The organism is Falsibacillus pallidus, assembly GCF_050990905.1.
In the GTDB taxonomy this organism is placed as follows: domain Bacteria; phylum Bacillota; class Bacilli; order Bacillales; family DSM-25281; genus Falsibacillus; species Falsibacillus pallidus_A.
Genome location: NZ_CP158866.1, coordinates 2,143,807 through 2,162,109, shown reverse-complemented (window position 1 = coordinate 2,162,109; position 18,303 = coordinate 2,143,807). Strand labels below are relative to the sequence as shown.

The 18,303-nt window shown below is 43.5% G+C and carries 18 protein-coding genes; 17 read left to right on the top strand and 1 reads right to left on the bottom strand.

The features are described 5' to 3' along the window. Positions 1-204 precede the first annotated feature (204 nt). From ABTV07_RS11410 to clpP, 11 genes are all read left to right on the top strand, one after another. Positions 205-1,476 (top strand): glutamate-5-semialdehyde dehydrogenase, encoded by a 1,272-nt coding sequence (locus ABTV07_RS11410; RefSeq protein ID WP_433742408.1) that lies wholly within the window; start codon positions 205-207, stop codon positions 1,474-1,476. A 347-nt stretch (positions 1,477-1,823) separates the two neighbouring features. After that, positions 1,824-2,714, top strand: coding sequence for a nitrilase-related carbon-nitrogen hydrolase (locus tag ABTV07_RS11405; RefSeq protein WP_433742407.1), 891 nt, complete (start codon positions 1,824-1,826; stop codon positions 2,712-2,714). A gap of 105 nt (positions 2,715-2,819) precedes the next feature. Further along, entirely contained in the window at positions 2,820-4,187 is a 1,368-nt protein-coding gene (locus ABTV07_RS11400; RefSeq protein ID WP_433742406.1) for an NAD(P)-dependent oxidoreductase, read from the top strand. Positions 4,188-4,206: 19 nt separating this feature from the next. Continuing rightward, a complete protein-coding gene (preA, locus tag ABTV07_RS11395; RefSeq protein WP_433742405.1) occupies positions 4,207-5,493 on the top strand; it encodes an NAD-dependent dihydropyrimidine dehydrogenase subunit PreA in 1,287 nt (428 codons plus the stop codon). A gap of 19 nt (positions 5,494-5,512) precedes the next feature. After that, positions 5,513-6,934, top strand: coding sequence for a dihydropyrimidinase (gene hydA / locus ABTV07_RS11390; protein ID WP_433742404.1), 1,422 nt, complete (start codon positions 5,513-5,515; stop codon positions 6,932-6,934). A 114-nt stretch (positions 6,935-7,048) separates the two neighbouring features. Then, positions 7,049-8,527 (top strand): NCS1 family transporter, encoded by a 1,479-nt coding sequence (locus ABTV07_RS11385; protein WP_433742402.1) that lies wholly within the window; start codon positions 7,049-7,051, stop codon positions 8,525-8,527. A gap of 15 nt (positions 8,528-8,542) precedes the next feature. Further along, the gene (locus ABTV07_RS11380; RefSeq protein WP_433742401.1) at positions 8,543-8,773 is read left to right on the top strand and encodes a hypothetical protein; all 231 of its coding nucleotides are present in this window, start codon (positions 8,543-8,545) and stop codon (positions 8,771-8,773) included. A gap of 92 nt (positions 8,774-8,865) precedes the next feature. Next, the gene (locus ABTV07_RS11375; RefSeq protein WP_433742399.1) at positions 8,866-10,329 is read left to right on the top strand and encodes a CoA-acylating methylmalonate-semialdehyde dehydrogenase; all 1,464 of its coding nucleotides are present in this window, start codon (positions 8,866-8,868) and stop codon (positions 10,327-10,329) included. A 29-nt stretch (positions 10,330-10,358) separates the two neighbouring features. Beyond that, positions 10,359-11,702 carry an aspartate aminotransferase family protein gene (locus ABTV07_RS11370; RefSeq protein ID WP_433742397.1) on the top strand — a complete coding sequence of 448 codons (1,344 nt, stop codon included), beginning with the start codon at positions 10,359-10,361 and terminating at the stop codon, positions 11,700-11,702. 134 nt (positions 11,703-11,836) lie between these two features. Continuing rightward, positions 11,837-12,523, top strand: a complete 687-nt coding sequence (locus ABTV07_RS11365) for a sigma factor-like helix-turn-helix DNA-binding protein (RefSeq protein WP_433742396.1) — start codon at positions 11,837-11,839, stop codon at positions 12,521-12,523. 14 nt (positions 12,524-12,537) lie between these two features. Beyond that, entirely contained in the window at positions 12,538-13,116 is a 579-nt protein-coding gene (gene clpP / locus ABTV07_RS11360; protein ID WP_433742395.1) for an ATP-dependent Clp endopeptidase proteolytic subunit ClpP, read from the top strand. A gap of 38 nt (positions 13,117-13,154) precedes the next feature. Here the strand turns inward: clpP and ABTV07_RS11355 are convergent, their stop codons facing one another. Continuing rightward, a complete protein-coding gene (locus tag ABTV07_RS11355; RefSeq protein WP_433742393.1) occupies positions 13,155-13,307 on the bottom strand; it encodes a hypothetical protein in 153 nt (50 codons plus the stop codon). Positions 13,308-13,577: 270 nt separating this feature from the next. On the opposite strand from ABTV07_RS11355, the gene ABTV07_RS11350 reads away from it, so the two are divergent. The 6 genes from ABTV07_RS11350 to ABTV07_RS11325 all read left to right on the top strand — a co-directional run bounded on the left by ABTV07_RS11350 (position 13,578) and on the right by ABTV07_RS11325 (position 18,297). Then, a complete protein-coding gene (locus ABTV07_RS11350; RefSeq protein ID WP_433742392.1) occupies positions 13,578-14,564 on the top strand; it encodes an LCP family protein in 987 nt (328 codons plus the stop codon). Between the two features lie 103 nt (positions 14,565-14,667). After that, entirely contained in the window at positions 14,668-15,495 is an 828-nt protein-coding gene (locus ABTV07_RS11345; protein WP_433742391.1) for a DUF1206 domain-containing protein, read from the top strand. A 163-nt stretch (positions 15,496-15,658) separates the two neighbouring features. After that, the gene (locus ABTV07_RS11340) at positions 15,659-16,261 is read left to right on the top strand and encodes a TerD family protein (protein ID WP_433742389.1); all 603 of its coding nucleotides are present in this window, start codon (positions 15,659-15,661) and stop codon (positions 16,259-16,261) included. A 38-nt stretch (positions 16,262-16,299) separates the two neighbouring features. Beyond that, the gene (locus ABTV07_RS11335; RefSeq protein ID WP_433742388.1) at positions 16,300-16,878 is read left to right on the top strand and encodes a TerD family protein; all 579 of its coding nucleotides are present in this window, start codon (positions 16,300-16,302) and stop codon (positions 16,876-16,878) included. Positions 16,879-16,915: 37 nt separating this feature from the next. Then, positions 16,916-17,497 (top strand): TerD family protein, encoded by a 582-nt coding sequence (locus tag ABTV07_RS11330; protein ID WP_433742387.1) that lies wholly within the window; start codon positions 16,916-16,918, stop codon positions 17,495-17,497. Between the two features lie 62 nt (positions 17,498-17,559). Beyond that, complete coding sequence (locus tag ABTV07_RS11325; protein ID WP_433742385.1) at positions 17,560-18,297, top strand: TerC family protein; 738 nt, start codon at positions 17,560-17,562, stop codon at positions 18,295-18,297. Positions 18,298-18,303 lie beyond the last annotated feature (6 nt).

Sequence of the window (18,303 nt, the reverse complement as noted above, 5' to 3'; positions counted from 1 at the left end):
GACTTTATTATTGATATGTTTATTTCAACTGCCTTCGAGCTGTTGATTGGAGTGCAAGACGTAGACTCCGGTGGGAAAAGCGGGGTAGGCAAGACCCCGCAGGAGCAGAGCGACGAGGAGGCTTGCCGCCGCCCTCGGAAAGCGAAGTCTTGAACGGAAATCAACAGCGTTGTTGAATAAGGTTAATAATTAAAGGAGGATTTGATGGGTTTAAAAGAAAAAGAATTACAAACAACTGTTGAAATGCAAGGAATCAAAGCTAAGGAAGCTTCAAAGGAATTAAATTTAATCAGTACGAAGCAAAAAAATGAAGCACTATTTATCATTGCAGAAGAACTGGAAAAAGAAGCATCAAGCATCTTAAAGGAAAATGAAGCAGATCTTGAAGCAGGGAAACAGAAAGGCTTCGATCAAGCATTCATGGACCGATTGAAATTAACGGAAGATAGAATTGCAGATTTTGCCCAAGGTTTGAGGGAAGTTGCTGCACTTGAGGATCCAACAGATAAAGTAGTATCCGAATGGACCTTGGAGAACGGTTTGAATGTCTCGAAGGTGACAGTCCCACTCGGCGTTCTTGGAATGATCTATGAAGCGCGTCCAAATGTTACTGTGGATGCAACAGGATTGGCATTGAAGTCAGGAAACGCCATTATCTTGAAAGGCGGTTCATCAGCCATTCATTCCAACTCTGCTATTGTCAAAGTCATTCACCAAGCATTGGAGAAGACGGCGATTCCTAAAGAGGCGGTTCAATTCATTGAATCTACAGATCGTAAGACAGCACAAAAACTATTTACCATGAAAGAATATGTGGATGTCCTCATTCCGCGTGGAGGAGGAGCACTAATAAAAGCCGTTGTAGAAAATGCAACCGTGCCGGTATTAGAAACAGGAGTAGGGAATTGTCATCTGTACATCGATCGAGAGGCAGACTTGGAAAAAGCCTTAAACATCGTTGTCAATGCGAAGACAGACCGTCCTGCTGTTTGTAATGCGGCAGAAACGCTTATCATTCATGAAGAGTGGTTCAATAGGCATTACAAAGAGTTGGAAAGTGTATTCAAAAATCATTCTATAAATGTCCATGGCGATTCTACAGTTATTGAATATTTATCAGATGCAGCACCTGCTGACGAAAACGACTGGACCAATGAATATCTCTCACTTGATATAGCCGTCAAAGTGGTAAAAAGTCAGAAAGAAGCTATTCAGCATATAGAAAATTACGGGACGAAGCACTCTGAAGCCATTATTACAGAAAACGAAGAAGCGGCAGATTCATTTATGAAAAGGGTGGATGCAGCAGCTGTATACCACAATGCTTCGACAAGATTCACTGATGGTGGGGCGCTTGGATTCGGAGCGGAAATTGGGATATCGACTCAAAAACTTCATGCCCGTGGACCGATGGGATTGCCTGCACTTACGACAGTGAAGTTTCAAATGAGAGGCAGCGGTCAGATCAGAAATTAAGAATATAATGAGGAAAAGGATAGCTTAAGGGCTATCCTTTTTTTGTCGATTAATATGGAAGAAAAACGAAAAGAAAGGACTTACCCCACTCATTTTTTGACAAATTTTTTTAGACGAGCATGATAAGTTGTAAGAAGATTCAGTCTTTATTAAAGGAGGCTAAATACTTTCAGGTTTTTGTAATCTTGATAATTCGATTAGTCATATGCCTGTTCTATCTTACATAATTTGTAGTGATTAGATAGACAACTTGGCATGTGAAACACATAAAGAAAGGTGGATGCCAGTGATTTAATATGAAAGCGCTCTCTCGAATTCTATTTATTACTTATCAAGGGGGAAAGAATATGTCGGATACAGTGAAAATTGGATTGATTCAGGCAAAACACGATGTAGACGGAAATGAAACAGTGGCCGCCCATAAAGAAAAGGCAATTGAAAAGCATATCAAACTGGTCCGTGAAGCAGCGGAAAAAGGTGCGAATATCATCTGTCTGCAAGAGATTTTCTATGGACCTTATTTCTGTGCAGAACAAAATACGAAATGGTATGAATCTGCAGAAGAAATTCCAAATGGGCCAACGACAAAAAGATTCCAGGAACTTGCTAAGGAATTAGGTTCGGTCATTGTCCTCCCTATATATGAAAGAGAAGGGATCGCTACATATTACAACACTGCTGCAGTCATTGATGCTGATGGATCCTATTTAGGCAAATATCGAAAACAGCACATTCCTCATGTTGGAGTGGGGGATCAAGGATGCGGGTTCTGGGAGAAGTTTTATTTTAAACCAGGCAATCTTGGCTATCCCGTATTTGATACAGCCTTTGCTAAAGTTGGGGTTTATATATGCTACGACCGCCATTTTCCAGAAGGGGCGCGAATCCTTGGCTTGAAGGGAGCGGAGGTTGTCTTCAATCCTTCCGCGACGGTAGCGGGGCTGTCTGAATACCTTTGGAAGCTCGAACAGCCGGCACATGCTGTTGCCAATGGGTATTTCCTCGGCGCCATCAACAGGGTGGGCTATGAAGGGCCATGGAACATGGGTGAGTTTTATGGACAGTCGTATTTAGTAGATCCTAGAGGAAATTTTGTGGCTATGGCTTCCCGCGACCAGGAAGAAGTCATTATAGGGGAAATGAATAAGAAATTGATACGCGAAGTAAGGGATACATGGCAGTTCTATCGTGACAGACGACCGGAAACATATGAAGATATGACAGCTTTATTACCATAAGCAATCAAGGGGGTGCATACAAGGATAATTATGTTTACCCCCTTTTATCATTTCAATGGGAGCACTTATTCCCGGAGTATCTACAAGAAGAAGGAGGGAGAGCCATTGACCGCAGTAAAAACGAAGCGTATCTCTCAGCATGATATTTCCTTGAATTTCGAGGAAGTGGAAAAAGGATTGACTAATCAGGAAGCATTGGAGGAATCGAGCAGATGCCTATACTGCTATGATGCCCCTTGCATTAAAGCATGCCCAACCGGAATCGATATCCCCGGGTTCATAAAGAAAATTGCATCAGGCAATCTACTGGGTTCTGCAAAGACGATTATGTCAAGCAACCCAGTGGGGGCGAGCTGTTCCAGAGTTTGTCCGACAGAAGAGCTGTGTGAAGGCGCATGTGTGCTCAATCACTCTACGAAGCCAATTATGATCGGGAACCTGCAGCGTTATGCGACTGACTGGGCCATTGAAAATAATCGTCTGCTTTTCAATAAGACAGTATCAGTTGGGAAAAAGGCTGCCGTTGTCGGAAGCGGGCCAGCCGGCTTATCTGCCGCTAGGGAATTAGCGCTCTGCGGCTATGACGTGACGATTTATGAAGCGGCTGCACACCCTGGAGGACTGAATACGTACGGCATTGTGTCATTCCGACTTCCCCAGAGGATTTCATTTTGGGAAGTGAATCAAGTGAAGAGCCTTGGGGTTGAAATCAAAACCAATACTAAAGTGGGAGCTGATATTCCAGCTGCTGAAATTCTTGCAGAATATGATGCAGTTATTTTGGCAGCAGGGATGGCGAATGTCCCAAATCTAGGGATTGAAGGGGAAGATTTAGAAGGGGTCTATGATGCGATTGAGTTTGTAAAAAATACAAAAACAAAGGCTCTCACAGATGAGTTCAAAGGGAAGAAGGTTGCCGTGATCGGTGCCGGGAACACCGCTATTGATGGGGCGACCTGCTCTGTCAGATTAGGGGCTTCCAACGTAAAGATATTATACAGGCGTACGATTGATGAGATGTCAGCCTATGAATTTGAGTATGAGTTCGCAAAGCAAGATGGAGTAGAATTCAGATGGTTGACTGCCCCGAAGAGGATAATCGGAAAGGACGGAAAGGTCAGCGGCATTGAATGCATTCAAATGGAGCTTGGCCCTGAAGGGGAAGATGGACGGAAAAGACCGGTTCCAATCAAGGGTTCAGAATTTATCCTTGAAGTGGATGCTGTCATAAAAGCGATTGGCCAGAAAAGACATAAGAGCTTGATTGAAGAGTTTGGTTTGGAGGAAGTTGGAGGGGTAGTTGTTGTGGATCCCGTAACCTACCAAACATCGAATAAAAAAGTGTTTTCCTGCGGTGATATGATCTTTGGAAAAGGTATCGGAGAAGCGATGGTTGTGACAGCGGCTCAGCAAGGCAAACTTGCAGCGCATGCAATCCATAGGGAGCTTTCGAAAAAATCAGCTTCCGTATAGAAAGTGAGGAGTGGATAGGATGGCGGATTTGAACATTGATTTGGCTGGGATTAAATCGCCAAATCCATTTTGGCTGGCATCTGCTCCGCCTACAAACTCTGGATATCAAGTTCAGAGAGCGTTTGAAGCAGGATGGGGCGGAGCGGTTTGGAAAACATTGGGGGATCCGATCATCAATGTGTCTTCCCGGTTTGCAGCGGTCAGCTTCAATGGTCAGCGGGTTGCCGGTTTTAATAATATCGAACTGATTACTGACAGACCACTGGAGGTCAATCTTAAGGAAATTTATGAAACGAAAAAGCGATTTCCCAATCATGCCATCATTGCCTCGTTGATGGTCGAGCCAAAACAGGAGAAGTGGCATGAAATTGTTAAAAAAGTGGAAGCCGTAGGGGTGGACGGACTCGAATTGAATTTCGGATGTCCACACGGTATGGCAGAAAGAGGAATGGGATCTGCTTCAGGTCAGGTGCCGGAATTGGTAGAGAAACAGACCTATTGGGCGAAGGAAGCGGCGAAGACACCGGTAATCGTCAAATTGACGCCTAATATCACAGATATCACGGTGACAGCGGAAGCAGCTGTAAGAGGCGGTGCTGATGCCATTAGCATGATCAATACAATCAACAGCTTAGCCGGGGTGGACCTTGATACGTGGAATACGATTCCCCATGTTGCAGGCAAAGGAGCTCATGGAGGATATTGCGGCCCGGCGGTCAAACCGATTGCATTGAATATGGTGGCGGAATGCGCCAGAAACCCACGCATCAATGTCCCAATTTCAGGCATCGGCGGCATATCCAATTGGAAGGATGCTGTGGAGTTCATGCTCATGGGAGCAACAGGGGTTCAAATTTGCACGGCAGCCATGCACCACGGTTTCCGAATCGTGGAGGATATGATAGACGGTTTGAGCAATTACCTGGATGAAAAAGGAATACCTGATTTGTCTGGCATCATCGGGAAATCTGTCTCCAAATATTCAGACTGGGGCAATCTTGATCTGAACTATCATGTTGCAGCCCGTATCAATACGGAGACATGCATCAACTGCAATAAGTGCCATATTGCCTGCGAAGACACTTCACATCAATGCATCGATATGCTCAAAGATGGGGAAGGCAATGCTTATTTAAAAGTAAGGGAAGAAGATTGTGTAGGGTGCAATCTTTGTTCCATCGTCTGTCCTGTTGATGGAGCCATCGATATGGTAGAGGTGCCTAGTGGTCAGGCGCCAATGACTTGGAATCAGCGGCAGTCTGCTCTAGGGGTTTTGGAAAAGCCAAAAGCGGATGTAGCAAAATAAGATCGGAGGAATCGAGGAAATGAAAAAGTTGATTAAGAATGGAACAATTGTCACAGCTGCAGATGTATACGAAGCAGAGATCCTGATTGAAGATGGAGTCATTTCTGCCATCGGCCACGATCTTTCCTCACAGAATGCGGAAGTTATCGATGCGAATGGATGCTATATATTCCCTGGTGGCATTGACCCCCATACGCATTTGGATATGCCGTTTGGAGGGACTGTTACAAAGGATGATTTCGAGACAGGGACGATGGGTGCTGCTTTTGGGGGGACTACAACCATCATTGATTTCTGTTTGACCACAAAAGGGGAGCCGTTAAAAAAGGCCCTTTCTGAATGGCATGAGAAAGCAAAAGGAAAAGCGGTCATCGATTATGGGTTCCATTTGATGATCGGCGAAATCAATGAAGAAGTTCTGAATGAGCTGCCTGATGTTGTTGAGAATGAGGGAGTCACCTCATTAAAGGTCTTCATGGCTTATAAAAATGTATTCCAGGCTGATGATGCGACACTTTATAGAACCATGTTGGCTGCAAAGGAACATGGAGCCCTGGTGATGGTCCATGCTGAAAACGGAGATGTCATTGACTATCTGACCACCAAAGCACTTGAAGAAGGAAAAACGGACCCAATCTACCACGCCTTGACCCGTCCACCTGAAGTTGAAGGAGAAGCTACAGGCCGGGCAGCGAGGCTTGCGGGACTGACTGATTCACAATTGTATGTTGTCCATGTATCCTGTGCGGATGCTGCTGAAAGAATAGCTGAAGCAAGGAGAAAAGGAATTGATGTATGGGGGGAAACATGTCCTCAATATTTGGTGTTGGATCAAACTTACTTGGAAAAACCTGACTTTGAAGGAGCGAAATATGTCTGGTCCCCGCCCCTCAGGGATAAATGGAATCAGGAAGAGCTTTGGACTGCCCTGAAAAACGGGAATCTCCAAACCATTGGTTCAGACCAGTGCTCCTTCGATTTTCATGGACAAAAAGATCTTGGAAAGGGGGATTTCACGAAAATACCAAATGGCGGACCAATCATTGAAGACAGAATGACGATTCTTTTCTCGGAAGGGGTGAAAAAAGGGAGGATCTCATTAAATCAATTCGTCGATTTAACTTCGACAAGGGCTGCTAAGCTATTTGGATTATTTCCTCAAAAGGGAACGATTGCGGTTGGTTCGGATGCTGATATTGTCCTCTATGATCCAAATGCGGAGAGGACCCTGTCTGCACAGACGCATCATTTAGCAGTGGACTACAGTGCTTTCGAAGGAATGAAGGTGACTGGTGAAGCGGTGTCTGTCCTTTCCAGGGGGGAATTTGTTGTAAAAGACAAACAGTTTGTCGGAAAGCCGGGTACAGGCCGATTCATTAAAAGAGCGAAGTATGGCCAACTGACCTCATCAAAAGATGCAGCAAAACAAACCTCCAATTAGACAATCATTCTTCGTTTCATGACACACAGCTCCTAGGATGGCCTGGCAATGGCATAATGTGTTCGGTTAATGGATTGGAAATGGAAAATGAAACCGAATAAAGGAGTGTTCATGATGAAAAAAAACCATTTGAAATCCCCTGATTTATTTCCAATCGGGGAGTCAGGAAGAAAAATTACACCTTTAGGGTACTCATTTATGTGGGTTGGAATGGTGGTAGTTTTAGCTACATTTGCCATTGGAGGGGCAGGCGTCATGTCACTGCCGCTTCCGATGGTGCTTCTTGCAACACTAATTGGATCTCTTGCCATTGGTATATTCACTTCCCTGACGGCGGATATAGGGATTGAGCATGGACTTTCATTCCCGGTGTACATGCGGGCCCCATTTGGAACTATCGGGACGCATATCCCATCGGTTGCAAGAGGGGTAGCGGCGTCGATGTGGTTTGGCATCAATACTTATTTCGGATCAACAGCTATGAATGGAATTTTGAATATTTTATTCGGGTTCGACAATTGGTTTGTTTGCTTCCTCATTTTTGCCGTATTCCAATTGGTCAATACAGCACTGGGAATCAAAGCGGTGGAACGCTTTGCCGATCTTGCAGCGCCGATCATCATTTTGATATCCATCTGGATGTACAGTTCTTTATCAAATGAGGCAGCTTCACATGGAAGGGAAATTTGGTCATGGGTCGAGAATCCGGTTACCGGGGCTGCAGCATTCTCTGCATTCCTTGTCGTCATTTTCAGCAACATGGGCTTCTGGGCAACAATTGGAGCAGATATTCCCTCCATATCAAGGTTCATGAAGGCGCCTAAAAACGAAAAAAATTGGTTCAAACGGAACAAAAGCTCGCTAATTGGAAATCTGGTTGCTCTGCCTTTAACGCAAGCATTCATGGTGGTTATCGGTGGCGTTTCTTACATTGCAGTCCTTAATTATGATCCTGTAGTGGCATTGCAGAAAGCAGCGTCTGGATTATTCCTTGGAGTCTTGCTGCTGATGGTGGTCCTCGCTCAGTGGTCTACAAATATTGCAGCCAATATTGTACCTGCTGCTACGATTTTCTCCAATGTAGGAGGGCCAAAGTTTCCATTCTGGGCCGGGGTCATTACAGCAGGAATCGTTGGGATTGTTGTTCAACCGTGGGAGCTATTCGATGTCATCATTCCAGTCTTATTATTCGTTGGAGGGATCCTTTCAGCCATCATTGGGATTTTGACAGCCGATTATTATCTTCTAAGAAAACGCCGTGTCAATGTACCTGACCTTTATGAAACTAATGGGCAGTACCGTTATATGGGCGGTGTCAATCTTGCTGGGTTCATTTCCTGGATCATCGGCGGGGCTGCCTCCTATTTTGTTCCGAATTATTCATTTCTCGTTGGTTTCGTAATTGGTGCTGCGTTCTATTATGTGCTTTGCAAATATTGGTGGTTCAAAAAATATGAACAGGCAGAAATTCTTGATCCGAGCGATGAAAAATATTTGGGAATTTCCGTTGGACGGGATTGGATCATTGAGGGGGATGAATTCGAAACCGTCTTGGAAGAAGTGCCTGGAAGTCCTTCTATCACAATGGAATAGGAAGGAGAGAGTTTTTTGTCGGAGTACAAGGAATATATAGAAGAAAGAAATCTAATGGATCTTTTGCTTAAACAAGGATATCTGCTAAAAAGTGTCGAAGAGAATTTAAGCGGGGCATTTGTGGAATTTGCAAAAGGGGAATCTCTGGAAGATATGCAAAAAATACATGTGAAGACCGCAAATGGAAGGAAATACTTCTCTAATTTGATCTGCCAGGGGCATATTGTGAAAGAAGGGGCAAAATAAAGCCATTAAGTCTTATAGAAAGACGGCTATTTGAACGGATAAGCCGTCTTTTTCCTATTAAACTATTAGATTTTAAATTGGGAGTGAAAACGATGACAGTCAAAAATGAAACAATGGAACTGAAAAACTATGTAAATGGAGAATGGGTTGATTCCAGCGCCTTGGAATGCCTGGATGTCATTAATCCTGCTACAGGTGAAACGATTGCGAAGGTTCCAGTCTCCACGAAGGAGGATGTGGACCAAGCTGTTCAGGCTGCCAAGAAAGCTTTTCAATCGTGGAAGCAAGTGCCCGTTCCCAAAAGGGCGAGAGTTCTATTTAAATACCATACTCTTTTAACCGATCATCACGAAGAGCTCGCGAAATTGATAGTACAAGAAAATGGAAAAGCCTATAAAGAAGCCTACGGAGAAGTGCAGAGGGGCATCGAATGCGTTGAGTTTGCCTCAGGTGCACCAAGCCTCATGATGGGGGAAACGTTGTCTGGAATCGCCGAAGATATCGATTCAGAAATGTTCAGGTATCCCCTCGGAGTCGTGGGGGGGATCACTCCGTTCAACTTTCCAATGATGGTCCCGTTATGGATGTTCCCATTAGCAGTGGCATGCGGAAATACATTCGTTCTCAAGCCTTCTGAAAGGACACCGATATTAGCCAATAAGCTTGTTGAATTATTTACACAGGCGGGGGCTCCAAAAGGGGTTCTGAATGTCGTCCACGGGGCGCACGATGTCGTCAATGGATTGATCGAACATCCAGATGTGGCTGCCATTTCTTTTGTCGGTTCTCAGCCGGTCGCCAAATACGTATATGAAAAATCTGCTTCAAAAGGAAAACGGGTGCAGGCATTGTCCGGTGCTAAAAACCATCACATCGTCATGCCAGATGCCGATATGGAAAAAGCAGTAGCGAATATTATCAGCTCGACTTTTGGCAGCGCGGGGCAGCGATGCATGGCCTGCAGTGCAGTGGTTGTGGTAGGGGATAATAATCAGTTTGTAGAGGCATTGAAGAAGAAAGCAGATGAACTTGTGATGGGAAGCGGCATGGAAGAGGATGTGCTGTTGACGCCTGTCATCCGTAAAGAACACAGAGAAAAGGTTTTGGGATACATTGAAAAAGGATTGGAGGAAGGGGCGGTCCTCCTTCGGGATGGAAGAAAAGAGATGGACGAAATGGAAAACGGCAACTTCCTTGGCGCCACTATCTTTGATCATGTTTCTCCTGATATGACCATCGCCAAAGAGGAGCTATTTGCCCCTGTACTCAGCCTTCTTAGAACGGCTGACTTGGATGGCGGCCTGCAGTTCATCCATCAATCCAGATTCGGAAATGGCGCGACAATTTATACGAAAAATGCAGCTGCTGTCAGGAAGTTCCGTGAAGAAGCTGATGCAGGTATGCTTGGAATCAATGTCGGGGTCCCAGCAACCATGGCCTTCTTCCCATTTTCAGGATGGAAGGATTCTTTTTATGGGGATTTGCATGTGAACGGAAAGGATGGAGTAAACTTCTATACTAAGAAAAAAATGATCACATCCCGTTTTGATTACTGAGAAGCTTTTATATTGAAGGGGGAAATACGATGGTTCAAGCAGGCAAGTCGCAGGATACATTGCTTTATCAGGATGAAAAATATGTTTGGCACTCGATGAAGCCTTATAACCCGGATGGAACGATGGTGGTGGCCAAGGCAGAAGGCTCCTGGGTGACAGATACTGAGGGGAATCAATATTTAGATGCAATGGCAGGACTTTGGTGTGTGAATGTGGGCTACGGGCGAAAGGAATTAGCAGAGGCTGCTTATGAACAGTTAAAAGAAATGGCCTACTTTCCGTTGACTCAAAGTCATGTACCTGCCATAAAGCTGGCGGAAAAGCTAAATGAACTCCTTGAAGATGATTATGTCATTTTCTTCTCCAACAGTGGTTCGGAGGCAAACGAAACGGCCTTTAAAATCGCCCGTCAATATCATCAGCAAAATGGAGAGCACAACAGGTATAAAATCGTATCAAGGTATAGAGCATATCACGGGAATACAATGGGGTCCCTTGCTGCCACTGGGCAGGCACAGCGCAAATATAAATATGAACCGCTTGCTCCGGGCTTCGTTCATTGTGCACCCCCAGATGTGTATCGTGACAATGACGAAGGAAGTGAATTAAAAGCTGTTAAAGCAATCGATGACGTCATGACGTGGGAATTGAGTGAATCCATTGCAGGACTGATCATGGAGCCGATCATCACCGGAGGCGGAATTCTTGTCCCGCCTGAAGGATATATGAAGGCTGCCAAAGAAGTTTGTGAAAAACACGGCGCCTTGCTGATTGTAGATGAGGTCATTTGCGGCTTTGGCCGGACTGGAGAGGCTTTTGGATTTATGAACTACGGGGTGAAGCCAGATATCATTACCATGGCAAAAGGAATCACAAGCGCCTATCTGCCGCTATCTGCTACAGCTGTGAAACGAGAGATCTATGAATCCTTTAAGGGGACGGAAGAATATGATTACTTAAGGCATGTGAACACTTTTGGCGGAAATCCGGCAGCATGTGCCCTGGCTTTGAAAAACATAGAAATCATGGAAAAAGAAAAATTATTCGAGCGGTCCAAAAATCTGGGAGCAAAACTCATGAATGATTTAAAGACCGCTTTGAAGGACCACCGTTTAGTTGGGGATATCAGGGGCAAGGGGCTCCTGATTGGGATTGAACTGGTTAAAGACAAATCCACAAAAGCACCAGCCGATGTCTCCGTATTGAATGAAATCATCACATTCTGCAAGAAAAATAAGTTGATCATTGGTAAAAATGGCGCGACAGTGGCCGGCTACAATAACGTCTTGACACTATCGCCCCCACTGAATATCGAAGAAAAAGATCTTTCCTTCATAGTGGAAACCTTAAAAGCAGCATTTGAGCAAAAATAAAGAACAAAGCAGAGGTTCAAGATTTACTTGCCTCTGCTTTTTTACATACAATATTTTAAAGAAAAATAAATTCAACCATAACTTTTTCCCTGTTTTAATCGTTTAGTAATTAGAGGTAAAAAGGAGTGATCACTTTGAATACCCAATCTAAAAAATACTCATCGGCCGGTGAGAACCAATTTGATTTCAATGATCTGATTCAATACCAGTCTAAATTAAAAAGCTACTGTAAAATGCTGACAGGAAACAAATGGGATGGTGAAGATTTGGCACATGACACATTGTTGAAAATTTACAACAAATACCACAAGAACATTTCTGCCCAACAACTATCCTTTAATTTAATGAAAGTCGCTGCCAAGAACCGTTGGCTGGATAAGATCAAGTCTGTTTCATCAAGCTGCACCACTATCGAAGAATCCAGGGAAGCGTCATATGATCCCATCGAATCATTGCCAGAGGTTTTAACGATGTTGGCTATCATTACTGCCAATGCTACAGAAAAGGAGGCTGCAGCATTTGTCTTAAAAGAAGTTTTTCAATATAGCATGAATGAAATTAGTGAAATCCTTTCTATATCTGAAGGCGCTGTTAAATCAACTTTGTTCAGGATAAGACAGAAGCTCAGCAGCATTGATTTCAATCATTCAGTACGAACAGATAATGTTTTTTATCAAATTATATCAGCAGCCATCATGGAGCAAAGTCCCGAAATCCTCATTGAATATCTAACCAGGATGAAGGAGGAGAGAGTCAGGGTAATCGGAATGCCAAGGACATATTCAACGTCTTCCCATTCGCCTGGCATGATGGCTGCATAAAGGAGAATGTTTTTATGAATACCATTCCGTATGTGATTGAACAAACGAAGAACGGCGAGAGGTCCTACGATATTTATTCGAGGCTGTTAAAGGACAGAATCATCATGATCGGAGATGAGATCAATGATGCACTGGCCAGCAGCGTGGTTTCACAATTGTTATTTTTAGCTGCAGATGATCCGGATAAGGATATCTCGATTTATATCAATAGTCCCGGAGGCTCTACGTCCGCTGGATTTGCCATTTTTGACACCATGCACTATATCAAACCGGATGTTCGAACCATCTGCATCGGCATGGCTGCTTCCTTTGGAGCAATGCTGCTATTGGCTGGCACAAAAGGAAAACGATTCGCTTTGCCAAACAGCGAAATCATGATACATCAGCCCTTGGGAGGGGCTAAAGGCCAGGCAACGGATATTGAAATCTCTGCAAAAAGAATCATTAAATTAAAATCGCACATCAATGAAATCATATCAAATCGAACAGGACAGCCAATTGAAAAGGTAGCATATGATACTGATCGAGATTACTTTATGTCAGCAAAGGAAGCGCTGGAATATGGGATCATTGATGAAATAATAGCAAATTAGATAAAACCAGCCCGGTTTAATTATCCGGGCTGGTTTTGTTATTCCGTTTTAGAAGGTTCTGTTTTTTGCTCCATTTCACTGCCTGCATGGGAAGGAGAAAACTCAACCATTTCCTCGCTGTCAACCTTGCTGTTCATTTTTGCATTATTATTGATTTGAGCATTTCTGTTTCCTTTTTTCGTCTTGCCCATCCATTTTCACCTTCCTTCAATTCTTTCCACATTATTATGAAGATTTCTGCAGAAAATATACGGAATGGTGCGGCTGTAAGTTATATAAGAAATGATAGGTATCAATGGCATACATTGGGCAGATTATGAAACCGCAAGATTCTACTTGTAATTATGCCGGGATATGATTAAAATCAATGAATGCAGGACACCTTGCATGGTTTCTTTAGAAAATGGGTATGTAGACAGAGAATAATTGCAGCGAATCATAATATGAAGCAGGTGTTTAATATGGAATCCAGATCCAGATTTGATCAAAGACGTAAAAATAAAGGAAGACGAAAAAAGAAACGATATAAAATATTAACGGTTTTGCTTATCATCATTATTGCATTAATAGGATATTCCGCCTTTCAATACTATCAAGGGCTGCAAATGGCGAAAGGAGATCCTTCAACGCTTAAAACAGATTATAAATTCAACGGAAAAAAAGATAAGGATGGCAAAATCAACGTCCTTCTCCTAGGGGTGGATACCCGCGGGGAAGAAAAATCCAGATCGGATACGATGATGGTTGCCCAATACGATCCTAAAACCGAACAAACCAAGATCGTCTCCCTTATGAGGGATATGTATGTGGAGATACCAGGCTATCAAAACTACAAGCTGAATACTGCATTTTTCCTTGGTGGACCTGAGTTGTTGAGACAAACCATCAAGAAGAATTTCGATTTGGACATCCAGTATTATGCGATTGTCGATTTCAAGGGGTTTGAGAAGTCCATCGATACGCTGGCACCAGATGGAATCGAGATAAATGTCGAAAAGCCTATGTCTGAAAAAATCGGAGTTTCCCTTCAGCCGGGACTTCAAAAGCTCCATGGCAAGGAATTATTGGGATACGCCCGTTTTAGACATGATGCAGAAGGTGATTTCGGGCGTGTAGCGAGACAGCAAAAGGTTCTTGAAGCTGTAAAAGATAAAGTATTGAGTCTAGGTGGAGTCACTAAACTTCCGAAAATTTTTGGAGCGGTGCAGCCTTATTATGATACGAATATGAGCAGATTGAATGAATTGGCCCTTTTAAAGGATGTCCTTTTTAATAATGATAAGAAAATTAAAACTTTGAGGGTGCCAGTGGACGGGTCCTACTCAGATGGTTACTACAGCCATGCAGGCGCAGTCCTAGAAGTTGATTTCGAGAAAAACAAACAAGCAATTAAAGAATTCCTAAACGGCTCAGATTCTACTGACCAAACAGGGGATTCAGGTCAATAAATGAAAAGAAAAAGACGCCAATGAGGCGTCTTTTTCTTTTGTCATTGGTTTTTCCATGAAGGAAGGAGGGAATAATGCATTTATCGGAGAAAGGGGAAGACAGATGAACAAAGCGCATAAAACCGAAAAACAAAAAGATAAAGCAAGACCATGGATACGGAAATTTGCAAGGTTTGGCTATTTTGCCAAAGGATTTGTCTATATTTTAATTGGCATCTTAACCATGATGGCAGCTATCGGGGTAGGCGGAAATAAAAAAGGGGCAGAAGGTGCGTTTGCTTCTGTAGCGAAAGAGCCGTATGGTGAAATACTGTTATGGATCATTGCTGTCGGCCTGGTGTGCTATGTTGGATGGCGTATCATACAGGTGTTCATCGATCCGGAAGACCGTGGATTCGGGATCAAGGGGCTTGGAGCTAAAATCGGTTATTTTATCAGCGGCGCCATTTATGCCGGATTGACATATAAAGCAGTGAAAATCGCCATGCATGCAGGCTCGAGCGGCTCCGATTCCAAAAAAACGGTCATGGCTAAGCTGATTCAGCATGACTGGGGACAGTTGCTGATCGGATTGCTCGGTGCGGGAATCGCCTTATATGGCCTGTATCAATTTTACTTTGCTTATAAAGAGAAGTTTGCCGAGAGGTTCAAGAAATATGAAATGAGTGCAAAAGAACTTAAACTTGGTTTGAGGACAGGGAAGCTTGGACTTGCATCAAGAGGCATCGTCTTTTGCATGATCGGCTATTTCCTGATTCAAACTGCCCTTACTGCAAAGCCTGATGAAGCAACTGATTTAGATGGCGCCCTGCTGAAAATTTCTCAGCAGCCCTTTGGACAATGGCTCCTCGGTTTATTGGCCATAGGACTCCTGCTATACGGAGTGTTTCAAATTGTCAAAGGGAAAAATCGCAATATGAGGGTTTTATAAGTTTTTGAAACCTTTTTGCGTTTTGTCCGTAAGTAGTAGAGAAGCAGTCAAACATTTGATTGCTGAAATTTACAAAATTCATACAAATCTTTTTTAATCCATGTTTGGATATGGTAACATTTTAGATAAGATAGACGAAACACTGACATGAGGAGTGAAAGGTATGGCGATATCATTACAAAAAGGACAAAAAATCGATTTAACAAAGGGCAGAGCTGGATTATCCCAAATCCTGGTTGGCCTGGGATGGGATCCAGTAAAGAAAAGCGGATCAGGTTTTCTTGGAGGGTTATTCGGCGGCGGAGGCGGCAGCAATATAGACTGCGATGCATCCGTTCTTCTGATAGGGGAGAATGACAAGCTTGAAGATGTCGTTTACTTCGGGAAGAAATTGAGCACATGCCAAAGTGTCCGTCACTCAGGTGACAATATCACCGGTGAAGGGGATGGGGATGATGAACAAGTCTTTGTAGATTTGAATAAAGTTCCTGCCCATATACATAAGCTTGTATTTGTGGTGAATATCTATCAATGCGTTCAGCGCAAGCAGGATTTCGGCATGATTCAAAATGCATTCATCCGCGTTGTAGACAGTTCCAGCAATACGGAGCTTGCAAATTATAACTTAACGGATAATTACGGCGGAATGACGGCTCTTTTCCCAGGAGAAATATACCGCAGCGGCAGTGAATGGAAATTCTCAGCTGTCGGGCAAGGGACAAAAGATACCGGAATTGATAAAATTGCGGCTAAATATGGCAGATAAAATTAAAAACCCAATCATATAATAGGAGTGGTTTAATCATGGCAATTAATCTATCTAAAGGGCAAAAGGTTGATTTGACAAAAACGAATCCGGGATTGACAAACATTGTTGTCGGACTTGGATGGGATACGAACAGATACGACGGAGGACACGATTTTGATTTGGATTCTTCCGTATTCCTTTTGAATGCACAAGGGAAATGTGCAGCTGAATCTGATTTTATTTTCTACAATAATCCTACTGGTGCGAATGGTTCTGTAAAGCATGATGGTGATAACCGAACTGGAGAAGGTGCAGGAGATGACGAAACTGTCAAAGTGAACCTTAGTACAGTGCCAGCTTCCATTGAGCGCATCGTTTTCGCTATCACGATTCATGAAGCTGAGCAGCGCGGGCAAAACTTCGGGCAGGTCGCGAACTCTTATGCGAGGATCGTCAATGAAGCAAACGGTGAAGAGCTGATCCGCTATGATCTTGGTGAGGATTTCTCCATTGAGACAGCACTTGTCGTGGGTGAATTATACCGCCATGGGGGAGAATGGAAATTCAACGCCATTGGAAGCGGATACCAGGGCGGATTGGCTTCACTGGTAAAAGATTTCGGATTAGACGTGTAAGAAAAGAAATAAGATTCAATTTTAGGAGTGTGATTGTATGTCTTCCATTTCATTATCAAAAGGACAACGTATTGATCTTACCAAAACAAATCCCGGATTGACAAAAGTCATCATCGGCCTGGGATGGGATACCAATAAATATTCCGGGGGCCATGATTTTGACTTGGATGCATGTGCATTCATGTGCAATGCGGACAATAAAGTAGAGAATGATAATGAATTCATTTTCTACAACAACCTAAAGAGCCCGAACGGTGCAGTAGAACATACAGGGGACAACCGCACTGGGGAAGGAGAAGGCGACGACGAAAGAATGAACGTGGACTTCAGCCTTCTTCCTCCACATGTCGAAAAGGTTGGCATCACAGTGACAATCCATGATGCTGAAGCGAGGGGACAGAACTTCGGGCAAGTTTCCAATGCATTTGTCAGGGTGATCGATGCTTCAAGCAACCGCGAAATCCTTCGTTATGACTTAGGGGAGGACTTTTCCATTGAAACAGCAGTGGTTGTTTGCGAGCTATATAAGCATGCTGGCGAATGGAAATTCAATGCCATCGGCAGCGGATTCCAAGGCGGCCTTGCTGCCCTATGCCGCAACTATGGACTGGATGTCTGAAAAAACTGATTGAACCTGCTGCAGCTTTTGGATTGCACCAAATTGCATAAAGGAGACCATGGATGACTGAATTCTTCAACGAGCTCTTTCATAGCTACTCTTCCTTCTTTTCAATTGAAATGTTTGAAAAAGTAGTGACCGATCCTGCCAGCTGGGGGATCATTGGAAGCCTGATCATTTTGGAGGGGCTGTTATCAGCAGATAATGCTCTTGTCTTAGCCGTCCTGGTGAAGCACCTTCCGCAAAGACAGCAAAAGAAAGCTCTATTTTATGGAATTATCGGTGCCTATATCTTTCGTTTCCTTGCAATCGGACTCGGTGTATTTTTGATTGAAATCACATGGATAAAAGTTCTTGGCGGCTTGTATCTGCTTTATTTGGCCTACTCCCACTTTCGGAATAAAGAGGAGGATAAGGACATTGAGCCGAAACAGATGGGCTTTTGGCGAACCGTTTTGACGGTAGAACTGATGGACATTGCCTTTAGTATTGACAGTGTCATAGCTGCTTTTGGCGTATCAGATCAAATATGGGTCCTCCTTCTGGGAGGGATGCTCGGTGTTTTGATGATGCGAGGTGTAGCACAGCTATTCTTGGCATTGATTGAGCGAATCCCTGAGTTCGAAGCGACCGCATTCATTCTCATTGGTGTCATTGGGATAAAAATGATAGCCGCATCATTCGGGTTTCATGTTGAAGAAATAATTTTCTTCAGCATCCTTATTGCAATTTTCGCCGGAACTTTCTTTATTCATGTCTTAAAGAAAAAAAGAACAAAAGAATCAGAAGCAGGTAAATAATGCTAG

Bases quoted from the DNA above. Each gene is read 5' to 3' on its own strand.
- ABTV07_RS11410 (WP_433742408.1), top strand. From the start codon at position 205: ATGGGTTTAAAAGAAAAAGAATTACAAACAACTGTTGAAATGCAAGGA.
- ABTV07_RS11405 (WP_433742407.1), top strand. From the start codon at position 1,824: ATGTCGGATACAGTGAAAATTGGATTGATTCAGGCAAAACACGATGTA.
- preA (WP_433742405.1), top strand. From the start codon at position 4,207: ATGGCGGATTTGAACATTGATTTGGCTGGGATTAAATCGCCAAATCCA.
- hydA (WP_433742404.1), top strand. From the start codon at position 5,513: ATGAAAAAGTTGATTAAGAATGGAACAATTGTCACAGCTGCAGATGTA.
- ABTV07_RS11385 (WP_433742402.1), top strand. From the start codon at position 7,049: ATGAAAAAAAACCATTTGAAATCCCCTGATTTATTTCCAATCGGGGAG.
- ABTV07_RS11375 (WP_433742399.1), top strand. From the start codon at position 8,866: ATGACAGTCAAAAATGAAACAATGGAACTGAAAAACTATGTAAATGGA.
- ABTV07_RS11370 (WP_433742397.1), top strand. From the start codon at position 10,359: ATGGTTCAAGCAGGCAAGTCGCAGGATACATTGCTTTATCAGGATGAA.
- clpP (WP_433742395.1), top strand. From the start codon at position 12,538: ATGAATACCATTCCGTATGTGATTGAACAAACGAAGAACGGCGAGAGG.
- ABTV07_RS11355 (WP_433742393.1), bottom strand. From the start codon at position 13,307: ATGGGCAAGACGAAAAAAGGAAACAGAAATGCTCAAATCAATAATAAT.
- ABTV07_RS11350 (WP_433742392.1), top strand. From the start codon at position 13,578: ATGGAATCCAGATCCAGATTTGATCAAAGACGTAAAAATAAAGGAAGA.
- ABTV07_RS11345 (WP_433742391.1), top strand. From the start codon at position 14,668: ATGAACAAAGCGCATAAAACCGAAAAACAAAAAGATAAAGCAAGACCA.
- ABTV07_RS11340 (WP_433742389.1), top strand. From the start codon at position 15,659: ATGGCGATATCATTACAAAAAGGACAAAAAATCGATTTAACAAAGGGC.
- ABTV07_RS11335 (WP_433742388.1), top strand. From the start codon at position 16,300: ATGGCAATTAATCTATCTAAAGGGCAAAAGGTTGATTTGACAAAAACG.
- ABTV07_RS11330 (WP_433742387.1), top strand. From the start codon at position 16,916: ATGTCTTCCATTTCATTATCAAAAGGACAACGTATTGATCTTACCAAA.
- ABTV07_RS11325 (WP_433742385.1), top strand. From the start codon at position 17,560: ATGACTGAATTCTTCAACGAGCTCTTTCATAGCTACTCTTCCTTCTTT.